This window comes from Burkholderia sp. AU32262 (assembly GCF_020419985.1).
GTDB lineage: Bacteria > Pseudomonadota > Gammaproteobacteria > Burkholderiales > Burkholderiaceae > Burkholderia > Burkholderia semiarida.
In genome coordinates, this window is record NZ_JAIZRS010000012.1 from 110,530 (window position 1) to 128,132 (window position 17,603).

Below are 17,603 nucleotides of genomic sequence, written 5' to 3' on the forward strand. Positions count from 1 at the left end.
GGGCGGTGGGGTCAGTGCGAATGGCGCGGGTTGCCGCGCTGCTCGATCACCTTCAGGTACAGCGTGGCCGGTTCGAGGCAGCCGCCGGTGGACAACTGGCCGACGAACCGGCGATAGAGTTCCTGCCACGGCGTTTGCGCCTGCGGCACGGTGAAGCTTGCGGTTTCGCGGCGGCGCGCGAGTTCGTCCTCGTCGACGAGCACGTCGACGCTGCGGCGATTCAGGTCCACGCGAATACGGTCGTTCGTGCGCAGCAGCGCGAGGCCGCCGCCCACCGCGGCTTCCGGCGACATGTTCAGGATCGACGGGCTGGCCGACGTGCCGCTCTGGCGCCCGTCGCCCATGCACGGCAGCGACGTCACGCCGCGCTTCACCAGCTCGGCGGGCGGCGCCATGTTCACGACTTCCGAGCTGCCCGGGTAGCCGACCGTGCCGCAGCCGCGGATCACCAGGATGCAGCGCTCGTCGATGTTCAGCGCGGGATCGTTGATGCGGGCGTGGTAGTCCTCCGGGCCGTCGAACACGATCGCGCGCGCCTCGAACGTATTCTCGGCGCCCGGCTCGGCCAGGTAGGTGCGGCGGAACGCGTCGCCCACCACCGACATCTTCATGATCGCGCTGTCGAAGAAGTTGCCCGACAGCACCATGAAGCCGGCGCCGTGCTTGAGCGGCGCGTCGGGCGTACGGATCACGTCGCGGTCGGCGTCCTGCGCGGTGTCGGCGATTTCCCCGATCGCGCGGCCCGACACGGTCAGGCAGTCGCGCCGCAGCAGGCCGGCCGCATCGAGCTGGCGCAGCACGGCAGGCACGCCGCCGGCGCGATGGAAGCTCTCGCCGAGGTATTCGCCGGCCGGCATGCAGTTGACGAGCAGCGGCACGGCTTCACCGAAGCGCTGCCAGTCGTCCAGGCTCAGTTCGACGCCCATGTGGCGCGCAATGGCGATCAGGTGCGGCGGGCAATTGGTCGAGGCGCCGAGCGCGGACGCGACGACGATCGCATTCTCGAACGCCGCGCGCGTCATGATCTTCGACGGGCGCAGGTCTTCGCGAACGAGTTCGACCGCGCGCTTGCCGGTCGCGTAAGCCATCTGGCCGCGCTCGCGGTAGGCCGCGGGAATGCTCGCGCATCCCGGCAGCGACATGCCCAGCGCCTCGGCGAGGCTGTTCATCGACAGCGCCGTGCCCATGGTGTTGCAATGGCCGATCGACGGCGACGATGCCGTGGTCAGCTGCATGAAGCCTTCGTAGTCGATCTCGCCGGCCGCGAGCAGGTTGCGCGCATGCCAGATCACCGTGCCGGAGCCGACGCGCTTGCCCTCGTGCCAGCCATCGAGCATCGGGCCGCCCGACAGCACGATGGCGGGCAGGTCGACGGTGGCGGCCGCCATCAGGCAGGCCGGCGTGGTCTTGTCGCAGCCGGTCGTCAGCACCACACCGTCCAGCGGAAAGCCGTGCAGGACTTCCACCAGCCCGAGGTAGGCGAGGTTGCGGTCGAGCGCGGCGGTGGGCCGGCGGCTTTGCTCGGCCAGCGGATGCACGGGGAACTCCATCGGAATGCCGCCCGCGTCGCGAATGCCGGCCTTGGTGCGCTCGGCGAGCTCGATGTGGTGACGATTGCATGGCGCCAGATCGCTGCCTGTTTGCGCGATACCGATGACAGGGCGGCCCGACTGCAGCTCCTCGCGCGTCAACCCGTAGTTCATGAAGCGCTCGACATAGAGCGCGGTCATGTCTGCATGCGCGGGGTCGTCGAACCATTCCTGGCTGCGCAGACGGCGGGGTGTGTGTGACATGGCAGGCTGTCTCCGAAGGGCCTTCTTGATTTTGCGTACCGGATGGTACCGGTAACATCGTCTGGATGTTAGCACGGGTTTTTTGCGTCGCGGAAGGGATTTCGTGCGCGCGTCGCGAAGGTGTGGGCCAGGGGAGCGGTGCGAAGCCGCGCATGCCGCGTGTCGGCACGCGCCTGGCGGTCGGCCGGTCAGGCGCTTTCCCGCGGGATGATCGTGTAGTCGATCCGGATGCTTTTCGACTCGGTCGGCGCGCCGCCGTCGCGCGCCTGCAACGCCGCCAGCAACGCTTCGCCCGTGCGCCGCCCGATGCCGTACGCGTCGACCGACACCGTGGTGATCGTCGGGTGGCAGCATGTCGCCACTTCGAAATTCCCGAAGCCGGCCACGGCGATGTCGGCCGGCACGGCGAGCCCGCGCCGGTGACATTCCATGATCGCGCCGAACGCCGACATGTCGCTCACGCACATCACCGCATCGGTATCCGGCCATCGCTCCAGCAGGGCCGCCATCGCGGGCCCGCCGTGGCTCATCGTGATCGGCGATTCGCCCAGCCGCACGACGCGCGGCTCGCCCAGCCCCAACGCCTTGATCTCCGCCTGGTATCCCTTGAGCCGGTCGAGGCCGCGGCGATCCAGTTCGCTGGCGCCGACCAGAAAGCCGATGCGCCGGTACCCGCGTTCGGCCAGGTGGCGCACCATCGCACGGGCGGCGCGCACGTTCGAGAAGCCCACGGCGGTGTCGATCGGGTGCGTGGGCAGGTCCCACATCTCGACCACGGGAATCGCCGAGCGCTCCAATACCTTGCGCGTCGCATCGGTGTGCTGCGACCCCGTCAGCGCGATGCAGCGCGGCTGGTGCCTCAGCATCGAGCGCACCAGCCGCTCTTCGCGTTCCAGGTCGTAGTCGGTGTCGCCGAGCAGCAACTGAAGGCCATGCGGCTCGAGCGCATCGGTCAGGCCGCGCACGGTGTCCGAGAAGTTGGAGCTCGACAGCGACGGCACCAGCACCGCGACGAATTCCGACCGCCCCGACGACAGCGCACCGGCGGCCGCGTCGGCCACGTAGCCGAGCTGGTCGATCGCCTCGCAGACCCGTGCGCGCGTCTCCGCGGCCACGCTGTGGCCGGCGAGCACGCGCGACACCGTCATCTTCGATACGCCGGCAAGGCGCGCTACGTCGGACATGCGGGGCGGCCCGGCGGGCCGGACGGCGGTAGGACTGGGCATCGGAATCGCGGTCGGGAGAGGGCTGGAAAGGCTACATCATACCGGTGCGGCATACCGTGCAGACCAGCCCACGCGTGCACGTTGCCGCCATGCCCGTACTAGGGAAACCACGCGTTCGGCGGCACTTGTACGTGCGTATCGCCGCGTGCTACCTTCGAATTTGTTACCGGTATCAGCTTGCCGATCGCTCCCGTCGCCTCGTCGGCTTTTTTTTGCCACGGAATGTTATCGGTAACATCGATGCGTCAAACGCACTCGCCGGTACGAAGAAGACCTACACAAACTGGAGACAGACCGATGCCATCCCTAACGCAGGCCGCTGCCGCACCGGCCGCGGCCGATTCGTCCGAGGACGCGCTGTACCGCAAGGTCATGCGGCGCATCCTGCCGTTGCTGCTGCTGTGCTACGTCGTGGCCTACCTGGACCGCGTCAACGTGGGTTTCGCGAAGCTGCAGATGCTCGACGACCTGAGCCTGAGCGACGGCGTCTACGCGCTCGGCGCCAGCATCTTCTTCTGGGGCTATTTCCTGTTCGAGATGCCCAGCAATCTGCTGCTGCACCGCTACGGCGCACGCTTCTGGATCGCGCGGATCATGATCACGTGGGGCATCGTGTCGTCGTCGATGGCCTTCATCGTGCCGCTCGCGCAGTTCTTCCACGTGCAGACGACCACGATGTTCTACACGCTGCGCTTCCTGCTGGGGCTGTGCGAAGCGGGATTTTTCCCCGGCGTCATCCTGTACATGAACTACTGGTTCCCGGCGCGGCGCCAGAGCGTGGCGATGTCGGGCTTCCTGGTCGCGATCCCGCTGAGCCTGACGCTGGGCAGCGTCGTGTCCGGCTGGCTGATGGAGCAGACGCACGGCTTGTCGGGCATGAGCGGCTGGCAATGGATGCTGCTGCTCGAAGGGCTGCCGTCGATCGTGGTGGCGTTCATCGTGCTGGCCTGCCTGGGCGACGGCCCGCAGTCGGCGAAGTGGCTGTCCGCTGACGAAAAGGCGGTGCTGTCGCGCAACCTCGAATCCGAGGCCGTGCACAAGTCGCACAGCATCGGCGCCGCACTGCGTAGCCCGCGCGTCTGGCTGCTCACCTTCATCCTGCTGACGTTCAATACCGGCTTCTACGGGCTGGCTTTCTGGCTGCCGTCGATCATCCGCGCGTCGGGCGTGCAAAGCCCGCTGCATATCGGAGTGCTGACCGCCATTCCGTATCTAACGGCCATCTTCGCGATGGTGTGGAACGCATCGCACTCGCGCAAGACCGGCGAACGCCGCCTGCATGCGGCGATTCCCGCGCTGACCGGCGGCGTCTTCCTGATCCTGAGCGCGGCGTTCGCGCAGAACGTCGCGCTATCGATCGTATTCCTGACCATCGCCACCTGCGGCATTCTCGCGCTGATGCCGATCTACTGGACCTTTCCGGGGCAGATCCTGTCCGGCACGGCCGCGGCCGCCGGCATTGCGCTGATCAACTCGGTGGGCAACCTGTCCGGGTTCACGGGCTCGATGATCACCGGCGTCGCCAAGCAAATGACCGGCAACATCAACAACGGTACCTATGCGCTGGGCGCCTGCCTGCTGGTCAGTTGCGTGCTGATTGCGTCGATTCCGCGCGATATTCTGCAGCCGCCGGCCGGGCGGTAGGGCGTTCGCTCGATGTGACGTCCGGCCAGGGGGGGGCATCGCGCCGCCCCGGCGCCGGATGCATCACGCCACACGAATTGTCACGAGCGGTACTTTCGCAAAAGACGGTGTCTCGTGTGAGTCCGTGCGACCGTTACAAACGGAAACCGTGATACCTCCCGCCAGGGACGCTCGGCGCACTACGCAGCGTTCTCGTGGGCGCCGTCATGCGCCCTCCAGTGCGAAGCGCACCTTGTCCCCGAGCGTGCGCAAGCGCTCGACCGGTTCGTTCGCGAACACGAAACGGACATACGCGTCGCCGTGCGCAACGCCCCATCCGGTCATGGCCGTTGCACATACACCGTGGTTCAGCAACCGCTCCGACATCTGCGATCCGGTCAGGCCGAAGTCGGAGACGCGCAGCAGCATCGACCAGCCGCCCGCCGGCATGCCGAACGGGAGCCCCGACAGTTCGGCGGCGACCGTGTCCCGTCGCCTCTCGAGTTCGCTCACGTAGCCAGGCAGATCGGCTGCGGAATGTTCCAGCGCGACCGCCGCGGCCTCCTGGGCAATGCCGACCGGTACCACGACATTGGCGAGCGACACGGCTACGAGGTCGGGAATCAGCCATTCCGGCGCGACGATCCAGCCTACCCGCCAGCCTATCATGCGCAGCTCTTTCGACGCCGCGCCGACCGTGACCGTGCGCTCGGCCATGCCGGGCAGGCCTGCGGGATGGATCACCGTGCGTCCATCGAAGAGCAGCCGTTCCATCGCACTGTCGAGGATGAGCAGCAGATCGTTCTGCACACACAGGCTCGCGATCAGTTGCCAGTCGGACGCATCGAAGAAACCGCCTGACGGCATCGACGGAGACATCAACAGCATGGCTCGCGTTTTCGGGCCGATCGCTGCGCGCAGCGCGGCCTGGTCCAGCTTCCATTCGCCGCCCGGCGTGAAGGCGAACGGTACTTGCCGGGGCACGCCGCCCGCCAGGCGGACGCGATTCAGCAGACCCGCGTACGTCGGATCGGTGACGATGACTTCGTCGCCTGTCTCGACGGTGGCGAGCAGCGTGTTCAGAATGCCGGAGAGACCGCCCGCCGACACCACCACCTGGTCGGCCGTGAAGTGCCGCCCCGAAAGCGCCGACACGTGAGCGGCAGCGCTCGCGCGCAGCCGATCCTGACCGACGAATGGCAAATAGGAGTTGGCCGAGTCTCGCTGGATTGCCGCGCGGGTGAACGCGAGTGCCTCCGCAGTAGGCGGAATGTCGGTATCGAGATTTTCGAGTCGCAGAAGGTCGACGTCGGCATGATCGGCGATCGAACCCATGCGATCGACGCCGATTCCGGCGATGTGCCGCAGACGGGCAGGGCGGTGGTGGCGCATCGGGCCTCCGATTTTGTTACAATTTAATAGATAATATATGCATGGTGGTCGGGATGAATTTCGAAGTCAAGGAGGATCGCTCGCTGGCCGACCGGATCGCTGCCGCATTGGCGGACCGCATCATTTCGGGTGCCATCGCGCCGGGGGAGTGGCTGCGTCAGGACCACATCGCCGCTGAATTCGGCGCGAGTCATGTGCCGGTACGCGAGGCATTCAGACGGCTGGAAGCGCAGGGGTTGGCCGTGGTGGAACCGCGACGAGGCGTGCGGGCGGCGCCGCTCGAGGCGGCGGATGTGCTTGAAATGGCCAAGATGCGCGCTGCTTTCGAGGCGCTGGCGCTGCGTGAGGCGATCCCGGCGCTCGACGCAGGTGCGCTGGAGGAACTCGATGCGATCCTCGATCAGGAGTCGGCGGCGCATGGCGTAGCCGTGCTCGGCATGCTGAATCTGAGGTTTCATCGCGCATTGACCGCGCGGTGCGGGATGCCGCGGCTCATCGCCGCGATTGGCGACATGCATCGGGCCAGTTCGCGGCATCTGTATGCGACGTGGCAGCGACTTGAGTGGCAGGATCGCTCGAACGACGAGCATCGGAACATCGTTCGGGCGATACGCGAGGGGGATGTGGACGCAGCGTGTGCAGTTTTGTCCGCGCACATTCTGGCTGCGGGCGACGCACTGGCTCAGGCGTTGCGTAGCCAGTAGGGATGTGGGTCGAGCCGGGGGCGTCGACCGGTCCATGGTTTTTCTCGCGGTGATTTGGTTCACACTAGCGCGAAAGGTCTACACGCTTTGTGCTCTCCAACGCCGAGCGGCTGCTTCCCGCTGCCGAACTCTGACGGATCGTACACTCCACCACACTAACGACTGATGGAACTCACAGCCGAGCAAGCAAAGGAAGTCGCCCAACGTGCCATCACCAAGACAGTTGGGGAAGGCTGCGACGCGGTTGTTATCGACGAATACACTCAAGAGTTCGATGTTGGCTGGGTCTTCTACTATCAATCATCGCGCTTCCTTGAGTCAGGCGACATGAGAGATCGCCTGGCGGGGAATGCGCCATTATTTGTCAGTCGAGCTGATGGCCAAGCCACCTCCATCAGCTATCACAGGCCAATTGCCGAGTCGATCCGCGCCTACCGCGCATGCGGGGACACTAATGGTTATGAAGAGTCGCAGATTCGACTCATGCGATGGTCTGCCGGGGGGAACAAGGTTCAAGCGATACGGTTGATTCGTCAACATTCGCCCGTAAGTCTTGCGGAGGCAAAGCATGCGGTCGATCAATGTCTCGCCGGGCATGAGGTAGTGGTCGCAGTGAGGGACGTCGCATCGGCCAAGCAACTGGAGATCGACCTTGCCGAGGTCGGTCTCCATGGGGTTGTCATGTTTCGTAGTACCCGCCGATAGTAATCGGTCGACTGATGATCGATTACGCTCGTCCTGCAAGGACTGCGCGTCGCTGCGCCGTGGTCGGCCGCGTTCGGCCACGGGCGGCCAGTCGACAGTGAGATCAAGTATTGAGTCATTCGCTACTGGACGTCTAAAGAACCTCGTTGCAAGGACGATAATCGACATATCACCGCAATCAATTCCCTTTCTACGATGCCATCAATCTTAATGATCCATCCCACAATGCCGGAGCGGCGCGTGAAGCTCGGTTTCAACTGGTCTGCCCTGATATTCGGCATAATCTGGGCATACTCCGAAAGGTTGGTTGTTCAAGGAGGGCGGATGGCCGCTGTCGATGCCGCCTCCGGTCTCCTTTGTTCCTTTGGCCATCCGGCCCTTTTGATTGCGGCTTTGATACTCTTCGTGGCAAAGAACATCTACAGTGCCCGACATGGCAGCGCCTGGGTATGTCAGCGATTGCTGAATCAAGGCTACCGAGCGCTCCAGTAGTCATACATTCGACGCGCGGTGACGAGCCCTGAATTGAAGCTCCGTTCAGGGTGGTCGTAATTGTCCGCTCGGGTCGATCGGTGACGGTCGCGTGTTGCAGGACGGCGGCCGACCGTCGGCCTTTCGACCAGGTTAAGCCGTTCGACATTAGTGCCTGGATCGCCGACAATCGACCGCGCTGTCGCGTGATGGCGAATTAGTCGGGCGCCGAACTTAACCGCCGAGCGGCGATAGCGGTCGAAGCTTTCCGCCCAACAACCCTGGGAGGGCACATGGACGCGTTCAAGTTCGAGCAATATTGTTTCCTCCGCCTCTACGCTATCGACCTCGATACGGCCGTTCACACAATTAAGGTTCTTCGGCGCCACAAGCGAGCCGATGCTCAGTATCCCCTGCTCCGTGACATCGCAGTGACTTATGCACGGCCATTCTCAGGAAACGAAGGGAAAAAAATTAATAGACATTACCTTTCGACCCGACATGTTCCCGCAACAATGAGAGATCTTCACAGCGAACTTCTCCGTCTTCGGAAGGAGCAGTTTGCGCACACCGATCTGAAATTCTATCGCCTCAATATTTCAAAATTTCATGGTGAATTAAAATCGCGGTTTCCAATGTCACTAAAAAGCTACGACTATGAATCTCTTCTCAAGAAGCTCCCGGAGATCGAGTCACTAATTCACGCGGTCGACGACAGCATCCAGGCAGAGATGGCTGCATATGAAGCCAGCGTATAATATTCGTCCCTTGAGTATCTGCGTACTGTATTCACCGATTTTCTTCAGATTCACCTTCAGCCAAACTCTGAACTCAAACACTCATGATCTTATGAGTATTTTTAGGATATTCATCAACGAATCCAAACGACTCGATGACATCGCGAGCATCGCTGGCCAGTTCATACGATGTCGTGCTCAATGGCTGGCGACCTTATTGACTAAGGGAACAACGCAACGGGCCTACTTGAGTTTTCCTATGGTATCGACGCAATGTCGCATAAAGCTGGACCAGACGTTCGTCTGCTTTGTGGAGAATTGCGAGACTGCATCGGGTCGACTACAGCCCACCGCGTCGGGTTGAATCCGCAGCCAATACCGGACATTGGATCGGCGAGACTGAATCGGCGACAATCTATTGAAACCAAGTGAAACATCGACACAGGGGGCGCTGGTGTCCGTCAATGGAAGCGAAACGAAAGGCACATTTCCAACGCTGACAACTTCCCGGCTGTCATTGCGGGAGCTTTTGCCCAGCGACGCGCCGTCGCTGTTCGCGGTACATGGCGACGCTGAGGGTATGCGCTGGTTCGGTACCGATCCGATGACCGATATAGGAGAGGCCGACAAGTTGATTCAGGTATTTGCCGACTGGCGGCGCAGTGGCTCCGGCGTCCGTTGGGCCATCGAGAGACTTTCGGACGGCCTTTTACTTGGTACGTGTGGCCTCTTCCGATGGAATCGAAATTGGCGAAGCTGCGCCGTTGGCTATGAGCTAGCTACGTTTGCGCGTGGCAAGGGGTACATGAACGAAGCGCTTTCTGCCGCGATCGATTACGGTTTCGACATGATGCAGATAAACCGTATCGAAGCCCAGGTTCACCCTGAGAACGCATCCTCTATACAAGTGCTGGAGACGCTCGGCTTTGTCCGGGAAGGGTATCAGCGTCAAGCCGGGTATTGGCGTGGTGCCTATCACGATCTCCTGCGGTTTTCGTTGTTACGTTCCGATTGCCTACGTCGCGGCTAACGCGCGGGTCAAAGCCCTCGGCTTTGCCACATGAGCGGCCGCTTCCGAGCGAACCGACTGACCGTTCCGGGGCGTTCAGACCCGTTCGCGTCGGCCACGACTGCCGTTCGCAGCTACGTGCAGGTCCTGCTGTGTCGGGGCCTGCACGCGGCTGCGAAATAAGCTCCGTTTTTCACCACTCCGATCATCCGCAGGAGCCCATGCTTTGCACAACGCGTGGCCTCGACCGCAGGCACAGCGATGCCGACCTGTGGAACGACATCTTCCTTTCGACCGCCGGCTCACGACACACTGCGCCGCATCCCCCGCACCTGCAACCAAATCGCGGATATCAGAAAATAAAGCGCACCGACTCCCGCGTATCCCGCGATCTTCACGATCGCGAGCGGCATCGGCGCGTGGCTTTGGATAATGAAGAACACCCCGGCCAGCGCCGATTGCGCACCGCTGAGGATCATCACCCACTGTGCGCCGGCATGCTTCCAGCGCCGCACGGCGGTGCCGAGTTGCAGCGCGCCGGAGAGAATCGCCCAGACGCCGAACACCGCGAGTACCGTGGGCAGGCCCGCATTCAACGCGGGAAATACCGCCAGTGTCGTGACGGCGCTGATCGCGACGTTTACCGCCTGCGTGCGGTTTGCCGCCATCCCGCCGCTGCGAGAAAGGTCGACGAAATTGGCGAGCGCATCCCAGGCCGGATAAACGATCAGCAGGACCGCCGCGCCGGCCGCGCTTTGCCGGCCGACGGAAAACGCCAGCGCGACCCAGATCAGCGAGAACACCGCCCTGGAAAAGTAGTACCGTTTCAGCCATGGTTCGTCGGCAGGGGGATGAAATTCGGGGTAGCGGTCAGCCATTTGCACTCCTTCGTACATTGAATCGTCGTTCCGGCCGGCATGCAGGGTTTCCACCACGCAGATGCGGCGCCGACCGGATCTCCAGTGCGCCGAGTATCGCAATCGCCAGGGCCCGCCGCCATCGGTCAGATGTCCGATAGCGAAGTCCGCTGCCGGTTGTTTGCACCGATGCGGGCGAACATCGCGCCGGGCTGGCCGCGGCGAGCCCCGATGCGCATGCTCATGCACGCCGCCACACCGTCGCGTATGATCGTTTTCCCGCCCTCGCGAATGTCTCCACCTGCCCAATGTCCGACGCCGAAGCCCATCACGCCCCGCTGCGCATAGTCGACGCCGTACGCGCGCTGGCCTTCATCGGCGATCTCAGCATGGGCCAACCGACCGACCATTCGCCGCGCACCAGTTGGCTGGCGGCACAGCTCGCGCACGCGGCACGATTCGACGCATCGGTGTGCGACACGGCTCGCGAGGTGGCGCTGTTGCGCTGGTCGGGCTGCACGGCGAACGCGGCGGGCTTCGCGCAGGTATTCGGCGACGACGTCGCGATCCGCGCGACGATGCTCGAGAGCCGGCCCGGCATGGCCGAAGCGATCGGCGCCGCGGGTGTCGCGCTGATCCCGCTCGCGCAGATTCATTGCGAAGTCTCGGGCGATGTCGCGCGAATACTCGGTCTGTCCAGCGCGACGGAAACGGCGCTACGCCACATTTTCGAAACCTGGGACGGCAACGGGCTACCCGCGCGGCTCGCGCGCGAACAGGTGCCGCCCGCCGTGTCGATCGTCGCGCTGGCGGGCGACCTCGACGTGTTCAGCCGCACGTACGGCATCGAACGGGCCCTCGAATTGATTGGCCAACGCGCGGGATCACGCTATCCGGCCGTGCTCGTCGAGACGGCTGCGCGCGACGCACCGCGCTGGCTGGCAGCGCTCGAGCACATGGCGCCCGCCGGCCTGGACGCCGCATTGGCCACGCCGGACATGCAGGGCGCGACGTCCGCCGAATTGATTGCGGACGTCATCGATCTGAAACTGCCGTGGATGACGGGTTTTTCGCGTTCGGTCGCCGCGACGGCGGCCGCGTGTTACGGCCGTCTCTCGCCGGACGAGGCCGCGCGCGAACGCGTGTACCGCGCCGGGCTGATTCATGGCATCGGCAGGGCCGCGGTGCCGAACGACGTGTGGAATCTGCCGGCGCGGCTACCTGCGAGTGCCTGGGAAAAGGTGCGACTCGTGCCGTACTGGACCGAGCGCGCCGGCAGGCAGACCGGCGCGCTCGGCGAAGCCGCGGTGCTTGCGTCGTATGCCTACGAGCGGCAGGACGGTTCGGGCTATTTTCGCGGCGCGCGCGATGCGGCGCTGACGCTGGAAGCGCGCGTGCTGGCGGCGTCGCTCGCGTGGGTCGCGTTGCGCTCGGCGCGTCCGTGGCGCGCGGCGCTGAGCGATGCGGCCGCCGCCGGCCAGTTGCAGGAAGAAGCGGCGTGCGGCCGGCTATGCGGCGAAGTGGTGGCCGCGCTCGTGACGGGCGGCGCGCCCGCGCTCCGGCGTACCACCACGCGCCCGTCGTCCGCCGGCCCGCGCCTGTCCGCGCGGGAAATCGACGTCCTGCGGGCGATCTCCCGCGGCGCGAGCAACAAGCAGGTCGCGCAGGCGCTCGCGATGAGTCCGAGCACGGTGCGCACCCATGTCGAGAAGGCGTTTCGCAAGCTCGAATGTTCGACACGCGCCGCGGCGACCCTCAAGGCATCGACGCTGGGGCTGCTCTGACGCGATCCGCGATGCGGACGCTTGCGTGTGTTTGCGCGGACAGACGGCCCGGCCGGTGCGGCCTTTGAAGCCCGTTCGTCCGATGGTTTATCCCGCGTGTCGAAAACGGCGGTTGCGCCGTTCAAGTCGGCCAGTCGTTCACCCGTTTCCGCCGAGTCGTGGCCGTTGCGTCGGTGTCGGCCCAACCGTACCCCAACGCCGCGATCGCGAAGTAGACGGCACCGACGGCTTCGCACGAAAGCAGCGCGCCGGCCAGCGCGGTCCGCGCCCCGCATGAGATCGTTCGCGACGGCGCTCCCGCGTGCTTTCCGCGACGCACCGCGATGCCGATCCGAAACAGGCCAGTCACGACGGCGAGCACGCCGAATGCACGGGGCAGGCCGCTCGCCAATTCGACGATGAAGATCTGACGTACCGACATTGCAGTCATCCTCCCGGTCAGTGTATTCGCGTGACGGTTGCCTATCCTGACACCCGGTCGTTCGCGGCGCTATCGGACAAGTGACCGATGGTGCCGGCAGAACCGATGCACGGAAGCGCGCGATCGCCGTTACGGCACCGGCGAGAACACGTCCGCGATGTGCCGATCGGGTTCGATGTCGGTGAACGCATCGATGTCGGCCATGACGTCTGCCGTCCGCGCGGATGCGAACGCGGCGTCCAGCGCGGCTCGATCCGTGAAGCGGCACATCGCCACGACGATTAGTTCGCTATCCTCACGTGCCGGAAAGAAAGCGTCGACGTATTCGAGCCCGTACGGTTTCCAGGATTTTTCCACGAGCGGAATGTGTTGCTCGACGTAGTAACGTGAATCGAACCGCGTGCCCGCGGCTCGGCGATAGGAAACGACGAAATACATGCGGAACCTCCAGGTCGGACTGCCACAGCGATGAGTGCCGATACGGGCGACGACGGGCGACTACGGCCGTTCGCGTTCGGCGCTGAATACCGGCCGGGCAGCAGCCCGCATCGACGTGTGCGCGGCGGGCGCGCGTGCGAGCGAGATGCCCAGCGCGGCGCCGACGGCAAGGAAAAACGAGATCGACAGGAGTGCGACGATGAACGCGTGCGCGATGGACGCCGGATCCTGGTGCGTGCCGAGCGTCGCATAAAAAATGCCGCCGATGATCGCCACGCTGAGCGACGTGCTGACCTGCAGCGTCGAACTGGCGATGCCGGCGATCATGCCGGACAGCGCCGGTGCAACGCGCCCGGTTACCATGCGCATCAGCGTCGGCAGCGCGAGGCCCTGTCCGAAACCGATGACGAAGAGAGCGGCGGCGAGCGGCGCGGCAGCGAGCGGCATCCCGACCGGCGTGGCATCGATCAACCCTGCGAGGCCGACGAGCCCGACGATCTCCAGGCTGATGCCGAACGGATTGACGTAAGCGCCGATGACACGTGCACAGAAAGGCGTCGACAACGGGCCGAGCAGGAACCCCACGCCGAACGGCAAGAACACGAGGCCCGCGCTCAGCGCGTCGACGTGCAACGCATTCTGCAGGTACACCGAGAACAGCAGGAAGAACGCGCCGATCGAATACAGCACCAGCGCGATCAGCAACGCGCGGCCCAACCCCGGTGCGCGCAGCGCGGCCGGGTCGAGCAGCGGTGCGCCGCCGCGGCCGCCCAGCCGGCGCTCGTAGCGCCAGAAGCACCACGCGAGGGCCGGCACCGCGAGCAGCGACGCCCATGCCCATACGGGCCAGCCTGCTTCGCGCCCCTCGATCAGCGGCACGATCAGCGCGCCCAGCGTCAGCATCGACAGCGCGGTGCCGCCGAGGTCGAGCTTGCGCGCATGCTGCGCACGCGTTTCCTTCAACAGTCGAATCCCGAACAGGACGACCAGAATCGCCAGCGGCAGGTTGACGAGGAAGATCGTGCGCCAGCCCAGATTCAACAGATTCAGCGAGATCAGAATCCCGCCGAGCGCCTGCCCGACCACGGCGGCGAGGCCGAATACCGCGCCGTACAAGCTGAGCGCGAGCGGCTTTTCCGTTTCGGGGAAGATCGCCTGGATCGAAGCGAGCGCCTGCGGCGCCATGATCGCGGCCGTCACGCCTTGCAACGCGCGACCGACGATGAGCGTCCACGGCGAATTCGCGAGACCGCACAGCGTCGAGGCGATCGCAAAGCCGACCAACCCGAGGAAAAACACGCGGCCGCGGCCGAACAGGTCGCCCAATCGCCCGCCGGTGATCAGCGTCACCGCGTACAGGCCCGCATACGATGAAATGACGAGTTGCTCGGCCGACGACGAGGCGCCCAGTTCCGCGCGGATCGACGGCAGCGCGACGTTGACGATGAAGAAATCCAGCGGCGGCAGGAACGCGCCGACGAGCAGGACCGCAAACATGGCCCAGCGACGCGGGTCGGGTGACACAGGGTCATTCCGTGACATGGATGGCTCTCCATACGGAACCAATCGGTTCCAAATTGGGTAAAAAATATCAGTTGAGGATGCGCATCGTGCGGTCGACCAACGCGAGCATGTCTTGCTCGGACATACCGGTTTTCCCCAGCACGCGCATGCCCTCGATCTGGCAGACGAGCAAACGTGCCAGCACCTGTTCGTCCTGCTCGGGGATCTCGCCGCTCGCCTGGCCACGGACGATCGCGCCCGCATAGAGTTGCTGCAGGCGCCGGAACAGGCGCCCCGTGCGTTCCGCGACATCCGCGTCGCGCGCGGCCAGTTCCGTGGTCATCGCGACCGCGAGACATCCGCGCCGGCCCGCCTCGCCGACGGACAGCCGCGCATAGCGCAGCAGCGAATCGCGAATCGCATTCTTCACGGGGCCCGGTTGCGACAGGATGTCCGCGGTCGCCTTGAGCCCGTCGGCCATATACAGATCGAGCGCCGCCAGCAGCAGCGCCTTCTTGTCGCCGAACGCCTTGTACAGGCTGCCGCGCGACAGCCCGGTGCCGGCGATCAGGTCGGGCAGGGACGCGCCTTCGTAGCCGCGATCCCAGAAAACGTCCATCGCGTCGCGCGCGGCATCGCCAAGTTCGAATTCGCGGGGACGGCCCACGCCAGCGGGATTTGCCATTGATCGGTTTCGCGAACGATGCGGTGCCTGAAGTTGGATTCATTATATGGACCAATCGGTTCCGATGTCAACGCGTGTATGTCGGCCGGGCGCGGCGATGGCCGTCCTCGCGGACGGCCCCCATTCATCCGATCATTCGAGCCCGCCCTGGCACAGATACTTGATCGACAGGTAATCGTCGAGGCCATAGCGCGAGCCTTCGCGGCCATAGCCCGATTCCTTCACGCCGCCGAACGGCGCGGCCTCGCTCGCGAGCGCGCCTTCGTTGATGCCGACGATGCCCGTTTCGAGCCGTGCCGACACGCGCGCGATGCGCCGCACGTCCTGCGTGTAGAAATACGCGGCGAGTCCGAACGGCGTGTCGTTCGCGGCGTCGACCGCTTCGTCCTCGGTATCGAAGCGGAACAGCGCGGCGATCGGACCGAAGGTTTCCTCGCAGGTGAGCTGCATGTCGGCGGTGGCGTCGGCGAGCACCGTCGGCGCGTAGAAGTTCGCGCCAAGCTCGGTCAGGCGCTTGCCGCCCGTCAGCACGCGCGCGCCGCGTTCGACGGCATCGCCGACGTGGCGGGCGATCTTGTCGACCGCGCGCGCGTTGATCATCGGGCCGATCTGCGCGGCCGGATCGGTCGCCGGCGCAACCTTCAGCGCGGCCACGCGCGCGGCGAGCTTCCGCGCGAACGCATCGTAGACGCCGGCCTGCACGTACACGCGGTTCGGCGATACGCAGGTCTGCCCGCCGTTGCGAAACTTGGCGGCCATCAGCCCGTCCACCGCGGCATCGAGCTCGGCGTCGTCGAACACGATGAACGGCGCATTGCCGCCAAGCTCCAGCGACAGCTTCTTCAACGTCGCCGCCGATTCGCGCGCGAGCAGCTTGCCGACGGGCGTCGAGCCGGTGAACGTGATCTTGCGCACGCGGCCGTCGGCGAGCCAGTCGGCCGCCGCGTCAATGCCGCGTTCGCGCGACGCGGTGATCAGGTTCAGCACGCCGGCCGGCACGCCGGCTTCCTGCGCGAGAAACGCGAGCGCGAGCGCGGTCAGCGGCGTGTCCTCCGCCGGCTTCGCGACCACCGTGCAGCCGGCCGCGAGCGCGGGTGCGATCTTGCGCGCGATCATCGCGAGCGGGAAATTCCACGGCGTGATCGCGGCGACGACGCCGATCGGCTCCTTCACCGCGCTGAGCCGCTTGCCGCGCTGCTGCTGCGGGATCAGGTCGCCATACGTGCGGGTCGCTTCCTCGGCGAACCACAGCACGTACGACGCGCCGTACGCGACTTCGCCGCGCGCTTCGGCAAGCGGCTTGCCTTGTTCGCGCGACATCAGCTTCGCGAGATCGTCGGTGTGCGCGACGATCGCCGCATGCCAGGCGCGCAGGATCGCGGCGCGTTCGCGCGCGGGCGTCGCGCGCCATGCGGGCAGCGCGCGTGCCGCTGCATCGGTCGCCGCGCGTGCGTCGGCGGCGCCGCTGTCGGGTGCGTGGGCAACGGTCTCGAGCGTCGCCGGATCGGTGACGTCGAAGCGGCGGCCGTCGTGCGCGTCGCGCCACGTGCCGTCGATCAGGTTGGCGGAGCGCAGGAGTTCGGTATGGGTCAGCGTAAGCGGCATGGCAGGTCCTTGGATGAGGCGGTTCGGTGACGAAGGCGGCACGGCGGGGCGCGACGCCCCCTGCGCGAACAGCGGGCTGTCGCGTTCCGGGGTGACGCGGCCGTGCGTCAGTGACGTTCGCCGAACAGCGATTCGAGCGGGTAGTGCCGTTTGACGAACGGCGATTTGATGATCACGTAACTGAAATACTTCTCGATGCCGATGTTCTGCTCGAGCAGGCCTTCGACGATCGTCTGGTAATGGCTCACGCTGCGCGTGATGAACTTCAGCAGGTAGTCGTAGCCGCCGCTCGCGAGGTGGCATTCGACGATCTCGTCGACGTTGCGGATCGCCGCGACGAACCGGTCGAAGTCCTCGCGGCGGTGGTCGGCCAGCGTGACTTCGGTAAACACGACCTGCACGTCGCCGAGTTTCTCGAGCTGGATGTGCGCGCCGTAGCCGCCGATGTAGCCGGCCTTCTCGAGCCGCTTCACGCGGATCAGGCATGGACTGGGCGACAGCCCGACTGCATCGGCCAGTTCGACGTTGGTCATGCGGCCGCGCTTCTGCAACTGGGAGAGGATGCGCAGGTCGATGCGATCCAGCTTGCTGTCCGTCATGTTCACGTGAGTCGGAAAAATGGAATGTCCGGTTACTTTAGAGTCGAACGA

At 65.0% G+C, this 17,603-nt stretch carries 17 protein-coding genes; 6 read left to right on the plus strand and 11 right to left on the minus strand.

Features of this window, described 5'->3' with window-relative positions:
- Positions 1 to 11: 11 nt before the first annotated feature.
- Positions 12 to 1,793, minus strand: a complete 1,782-nt coding sequence (locus LGN10_RS16430; protein WP_226224283.1) for an IlvD/Edd family dehydratase — start codon at positions 1,791 to 1,793, stop codon at positions 12 to 14.
- Positions 1,794 to 1,981: 188 nt separating this feature from the next.
- Positions 1,982 to 3,019, minus strand: a complete 1,038-nt coding sequence (locus LGN10_RS16435; RefSeq protein ID WP_226224284.1) for a LacI family DNA-binding transcriptional regulator — start codon at positions 3,017 to 3,019, stop codon at positions 1,982 to 1,984.
- A gap of 297 nt (positions 3,020 to 3,316) precedes the next feature.
- Here LGN10_RS16435 and LGN10_RS16440 point away from each other — a divergent pair, with 297 nt between their 5' ends.
- A complete protein-coding gene (locus tag LGN10_RS16440; RefSeq protein ID WP_226224285.1) occupies positions 3,317 to 4,663 on the plus strand; it encodes an MFS transporter in 1,347 nt (448 codons plus the stop codon).
- A gap of 204 nt (positions 4,664 to 4,867) precedes the next feature.
- On the opposite strand, the gene LGN10_RS16445 is transcribed toward LGN10_RS16440, so the two are convergent.
- Complete coding sequence (locus tag LGN10_RS16445) at positions 4,868 to 6,034, minus strand: pyridoxal phosphate-dependent aminotransferase (RefSeq protein WP_226224287.1); 1,167 nt, start codon at positions 6,032 to 6,034, stop codon at positions 4,868 to 4,870.
- A 53-nt stretch (positions 6,035 to 6,087) separates the two neighbouring features.
- Between LGN10_RS16445 and LGN10_RS16450 the strand changes: the two genes are divergently transcribed.
- From LGN10_RS16450 to LGN10_RS16465, 4 genes are all read left to right on the plus strand, one after another.
- Positions 6,088 to 6,738 carry a GntR family transcriptional regulator gene (locus tag LGN10_RS16450; RefSeq protein ID WP_226224288.1) on the plus strand — a complete coding sequence of 217 codons (651 nt, stop codon included), beginning with the start codon at positions 6,088 to 6,090 and terminating at the stop codon, positions 6,736 to 6,738.
- 165 nt (positions 6,739 to 6,903) lie between these two features.
- Positions 6,904 to 7,443, plus strand: coding sequence for a YrhB domain-containing protein (locus LGN10_RS16455; RefSeq protein WP_059577870.1), 540 nt, complete (start codon positions 6,904 to 6,906; stop codon positions 7,441 to 7,443).
- Between the two features lie 764 nt (positions 7,444 to 8,207).
- A complete protein-coding gene (locus LGN10_RS16460) occupies positions 8,208 to 8,672 on the plus strand; it encodes a hypothetical protein (protein WP_226224290.1) in 465 nt (154 codons plus the stop codon).
- A 433-nt stretch (positions 8,673 to 9,105) separates the two neighbouring features.
- Complete coding sequence (locus LGN10_RS16465) at positions 9,106 to 9,681, plus strand: GNAT family N-acetyltransferase (protein WP_104013410.1); 576 nt, start codon at positions 9,106 to 9,108, stop codon at positions 9,679 to 9,681.
- A gap of 281 nt (positions 9,682 to 9,962) precedes the next feature.
- Here LGN10_RS16465 and LGN10_RS16470 read toward each other — a convergent pair whose 3' ends face one another.
- Entirely contained in the window at positions 9,963 to 10,538 is a 576-nt protein-coding gene (locus LGN10_RS16470; protein ID WP_059577877.1) for a DUF308 domain-containing protein, read from the minus strand.
- Between the two features lie 125 nt (positions 10,539 to 10,663).
- Positions 10,664 to 10,927, minus strand: coding sequence for a hypothetical protein (locus tag LGN10_RS16475; protein ID WP_226224351.1), 264 nt, complete (start codon positions 10,925 to 10,927; stop codon positions 10,664 to 10,666).
- Here LGN10_RS16475 and LGN10_RS16480 point away from each other — a divergent pair.
- Complete coding sequence (locus LGN10_RS16480; RefSeq protein ID WP_226224291.1) at positions 10,826 to 12,301, plus strand: HD domain-containing phosphohydrolase; 1,476 nt, start codon at positions 10,826 to 10,828, stop codon at positions 12,299 to 12,301. The genes LGN10_RS16475 and LGN10_RS16480 overlap by 102 nt on opposite strands.
- Before the next feature lie 121 nt (positions 12,302 to 12,422).
- On the opposite strand, the gene LGN10_RS16485 is transcribed toward LGN10_RS16480, so the two are convergent.
- The 6 genes from LGN10_RS16485 to LGN10_RS16510 form a co-directional block, all read right to left on the minus strand.
- A complete protein-coding gene (locus tag LGN10_RS16485; RefSeq protein WP_060967046.1) occupies positions 12,423 to 12,722 on the minus strand; it encodes a hypothetical protein in 300 nt (99 codons plus the stop codon).
- Positions 12,723 to 12,851: 129 nt separating this feature from the next.
- On the minus strand, positions 12,852 to 13,160 hold the full coding sequence (locus tag LGN10_RS16490; protein WP_124657459.1) for an EthD family reductase: 309 nt from the start codon (positions 13,158 to 13,160) through the stop codon (positions 12,852 to 12,854).
- 60 nt (positions 13,161 to 13,220) lie between these two features.
- Positions 13,221 to 14,702, minus strand: a complete 1,482-nt coding sequence (locus tag LGN10_RS16495) for an MFS transporter (protein ID WP_226224292.1) — start codon at positions 14,700 to 14,702, stop codon at positions 13,221 to 13,223.
- 49 nt (positions 14,703 to 14,751) lie between these two features.
- Positions 14,752 to 15,348, minus strand: a complete 597-nt coding sequence (locus LGN10_RS16500) for a TetR/AcrR family transcriptional regulator (RefSeq protein WP_226224293.1) — start codon at positions 15,346 to 15,348, stop codon at positions 14,752 to 14,754.
- A gap of 132 nt (positions 15,349 to 15,480) precedes the next feature.
- A complete protein-coding gene (locus tag LGN10_RS16505; protein ID WP_226224294.1) occupies positions 15,481 to 16,953 on the minus strand; it encodes an NAD-dependent succinate-semialdehyde dehydrogenase in 1,473 nt (490 codons plus the stop codon).
- Between the two features lie 107 nt (positions 16,954 to 17,060).
- A complete protein-coding gene (locus tag LGN10_RS16510; RefSeq protein WP_006749694.1) occupies positions 17,061 to 17,552 on the minus strand; it encodes an Lrp/AsnC family transcriptional regulator in 492 nt (163 codons plus the stop codon).
- Between the last annotated feature and the right edge of the window lie 51 nt (positions 17,553 to 17,603).

What these genes read in the sequence shown, in the direction of transcription:
- LGN10_RS16430 (WP_226224283.1), bottom strand. Translation starts at nt 1,793, where the DNA reads ATGTCACACACACCCCGCCGTCTGCGCAGCCAGGAATGGTTCGACGAC.
- LGN10_RS16435 (WP_226224284.1), bottom strand. Translation starts at nt 3,019, where the DNA reads ATGCCCAGTCCTACCGCCGTCCGGCCCGCCGGGCCGCCCCGCATGTCC.
- LGN10_RS16440 (WP_226224285.1), top strand. Translation starts at nt 3,317, where the DNA reads ATGCCATCCCTAACGCAGGCCGCTGCCGCACCGGCCGCGGCCGATTCG.
- LGN10_RS16445 (WP_226224287.1), bottom strand. Translation starts at nt 6,034, where the DNA reads ATGCGCCACCACCGCCCTGCCCGTCTGCGGCACATCGCCGGAATCGGC.
- LGN10_RS16450 (WP_226224288.1), top strand. Translation starts at nt 6,088, where the DNA reads ATGAATTTCGAAGTCAAGGAGGATCGCTCGCTGGCCGACCGGATCGCT.
- LGN10_RS16455 (WP_059577870.1), top strand. Translation starts at nt 6,904, where the DNA reads ATGGAACTCACAGCCGAGCAAGCAAAGGAAGTCGCCCAACGTGCCATC.
- LGN10_RS16460 (WP_226224290.1), top strand. Translation starts at nt 8,208, where the DNA reads ATGGACGCGTTCAAGTTCGAGCAATATTGTTTCCTCCGCCTCTACGCT.
- LGN10_RS16470 (WP_059577877.1), bottom strand. Translation starts at nt 10,538, where the DNA reads ATGGCTGACCGCTACCCCGAATTTCATCCCCCTGCCGACGAACCATGG.
- LGN10_RS16480 (WP_226224291.1), top strand. Translation starts at nt 10,826, where the DNA reads ATGTCCGACGCCGAAGCCCATCACGCCCCGCTGCGCATAGTCGACGCC.
- LGN10_RS16475 (WP_226224351.1), bottom strand. Translation starts at nt 10,927, where the DNA reads ATGGTCGGTCGGTTGGCCCATGCTGAGATCGCCGATGAAGGCCAGCGC.
- LGN10_RS16485 (WP_060967046.1), bottom strand. Translation starts at nt 12,722, where the DNA reads ATGTCGGTACGTCAGATCTTCATCGTCGAATTGGCGAGCGGCCTGCCC.
- LGN10_RS16490 (WP_124657459.1), bottom strand. Translation starts at nt 13,160, where the DNA reads ATGTATTTCGTCGTTTCCTATCGCCGAGCCGCGGGCACGCGGTTCGAT.
- LGN10_RS16495 (WP_226224292.1), bottom strand. Translation starts at nt 14,702, where the DNA reads ATGTCACGGAATGACCCTGTGTCACCCGACCCGCGTCGCTGGGCCATG.
- LGN10_RS16500 (WP_226224293.1), bottom strand. Translation starts at nt 15,348, where the DNA reads ATGGCAAATCCCGCTGGCGTGGGCCGTCCCCGCGAATTCGAACTTGGC.
- LGN10_RS16505 (WP_226224294.1), bottom strand. Translation starts at nt 16,953, where the DNA reads ATGCCGCTTACGCTGACCCATACCGAACTCCTGCGCTCCGCCAACCTG.
- LGN10_RS16510 (WP_006749694.1), bottom strand. Translation starts at nt 17,552, where the DNA reads ATGACGGACAGCAAGCTGGATCGCATCGACCTGCGCATCCTCTCCCAG.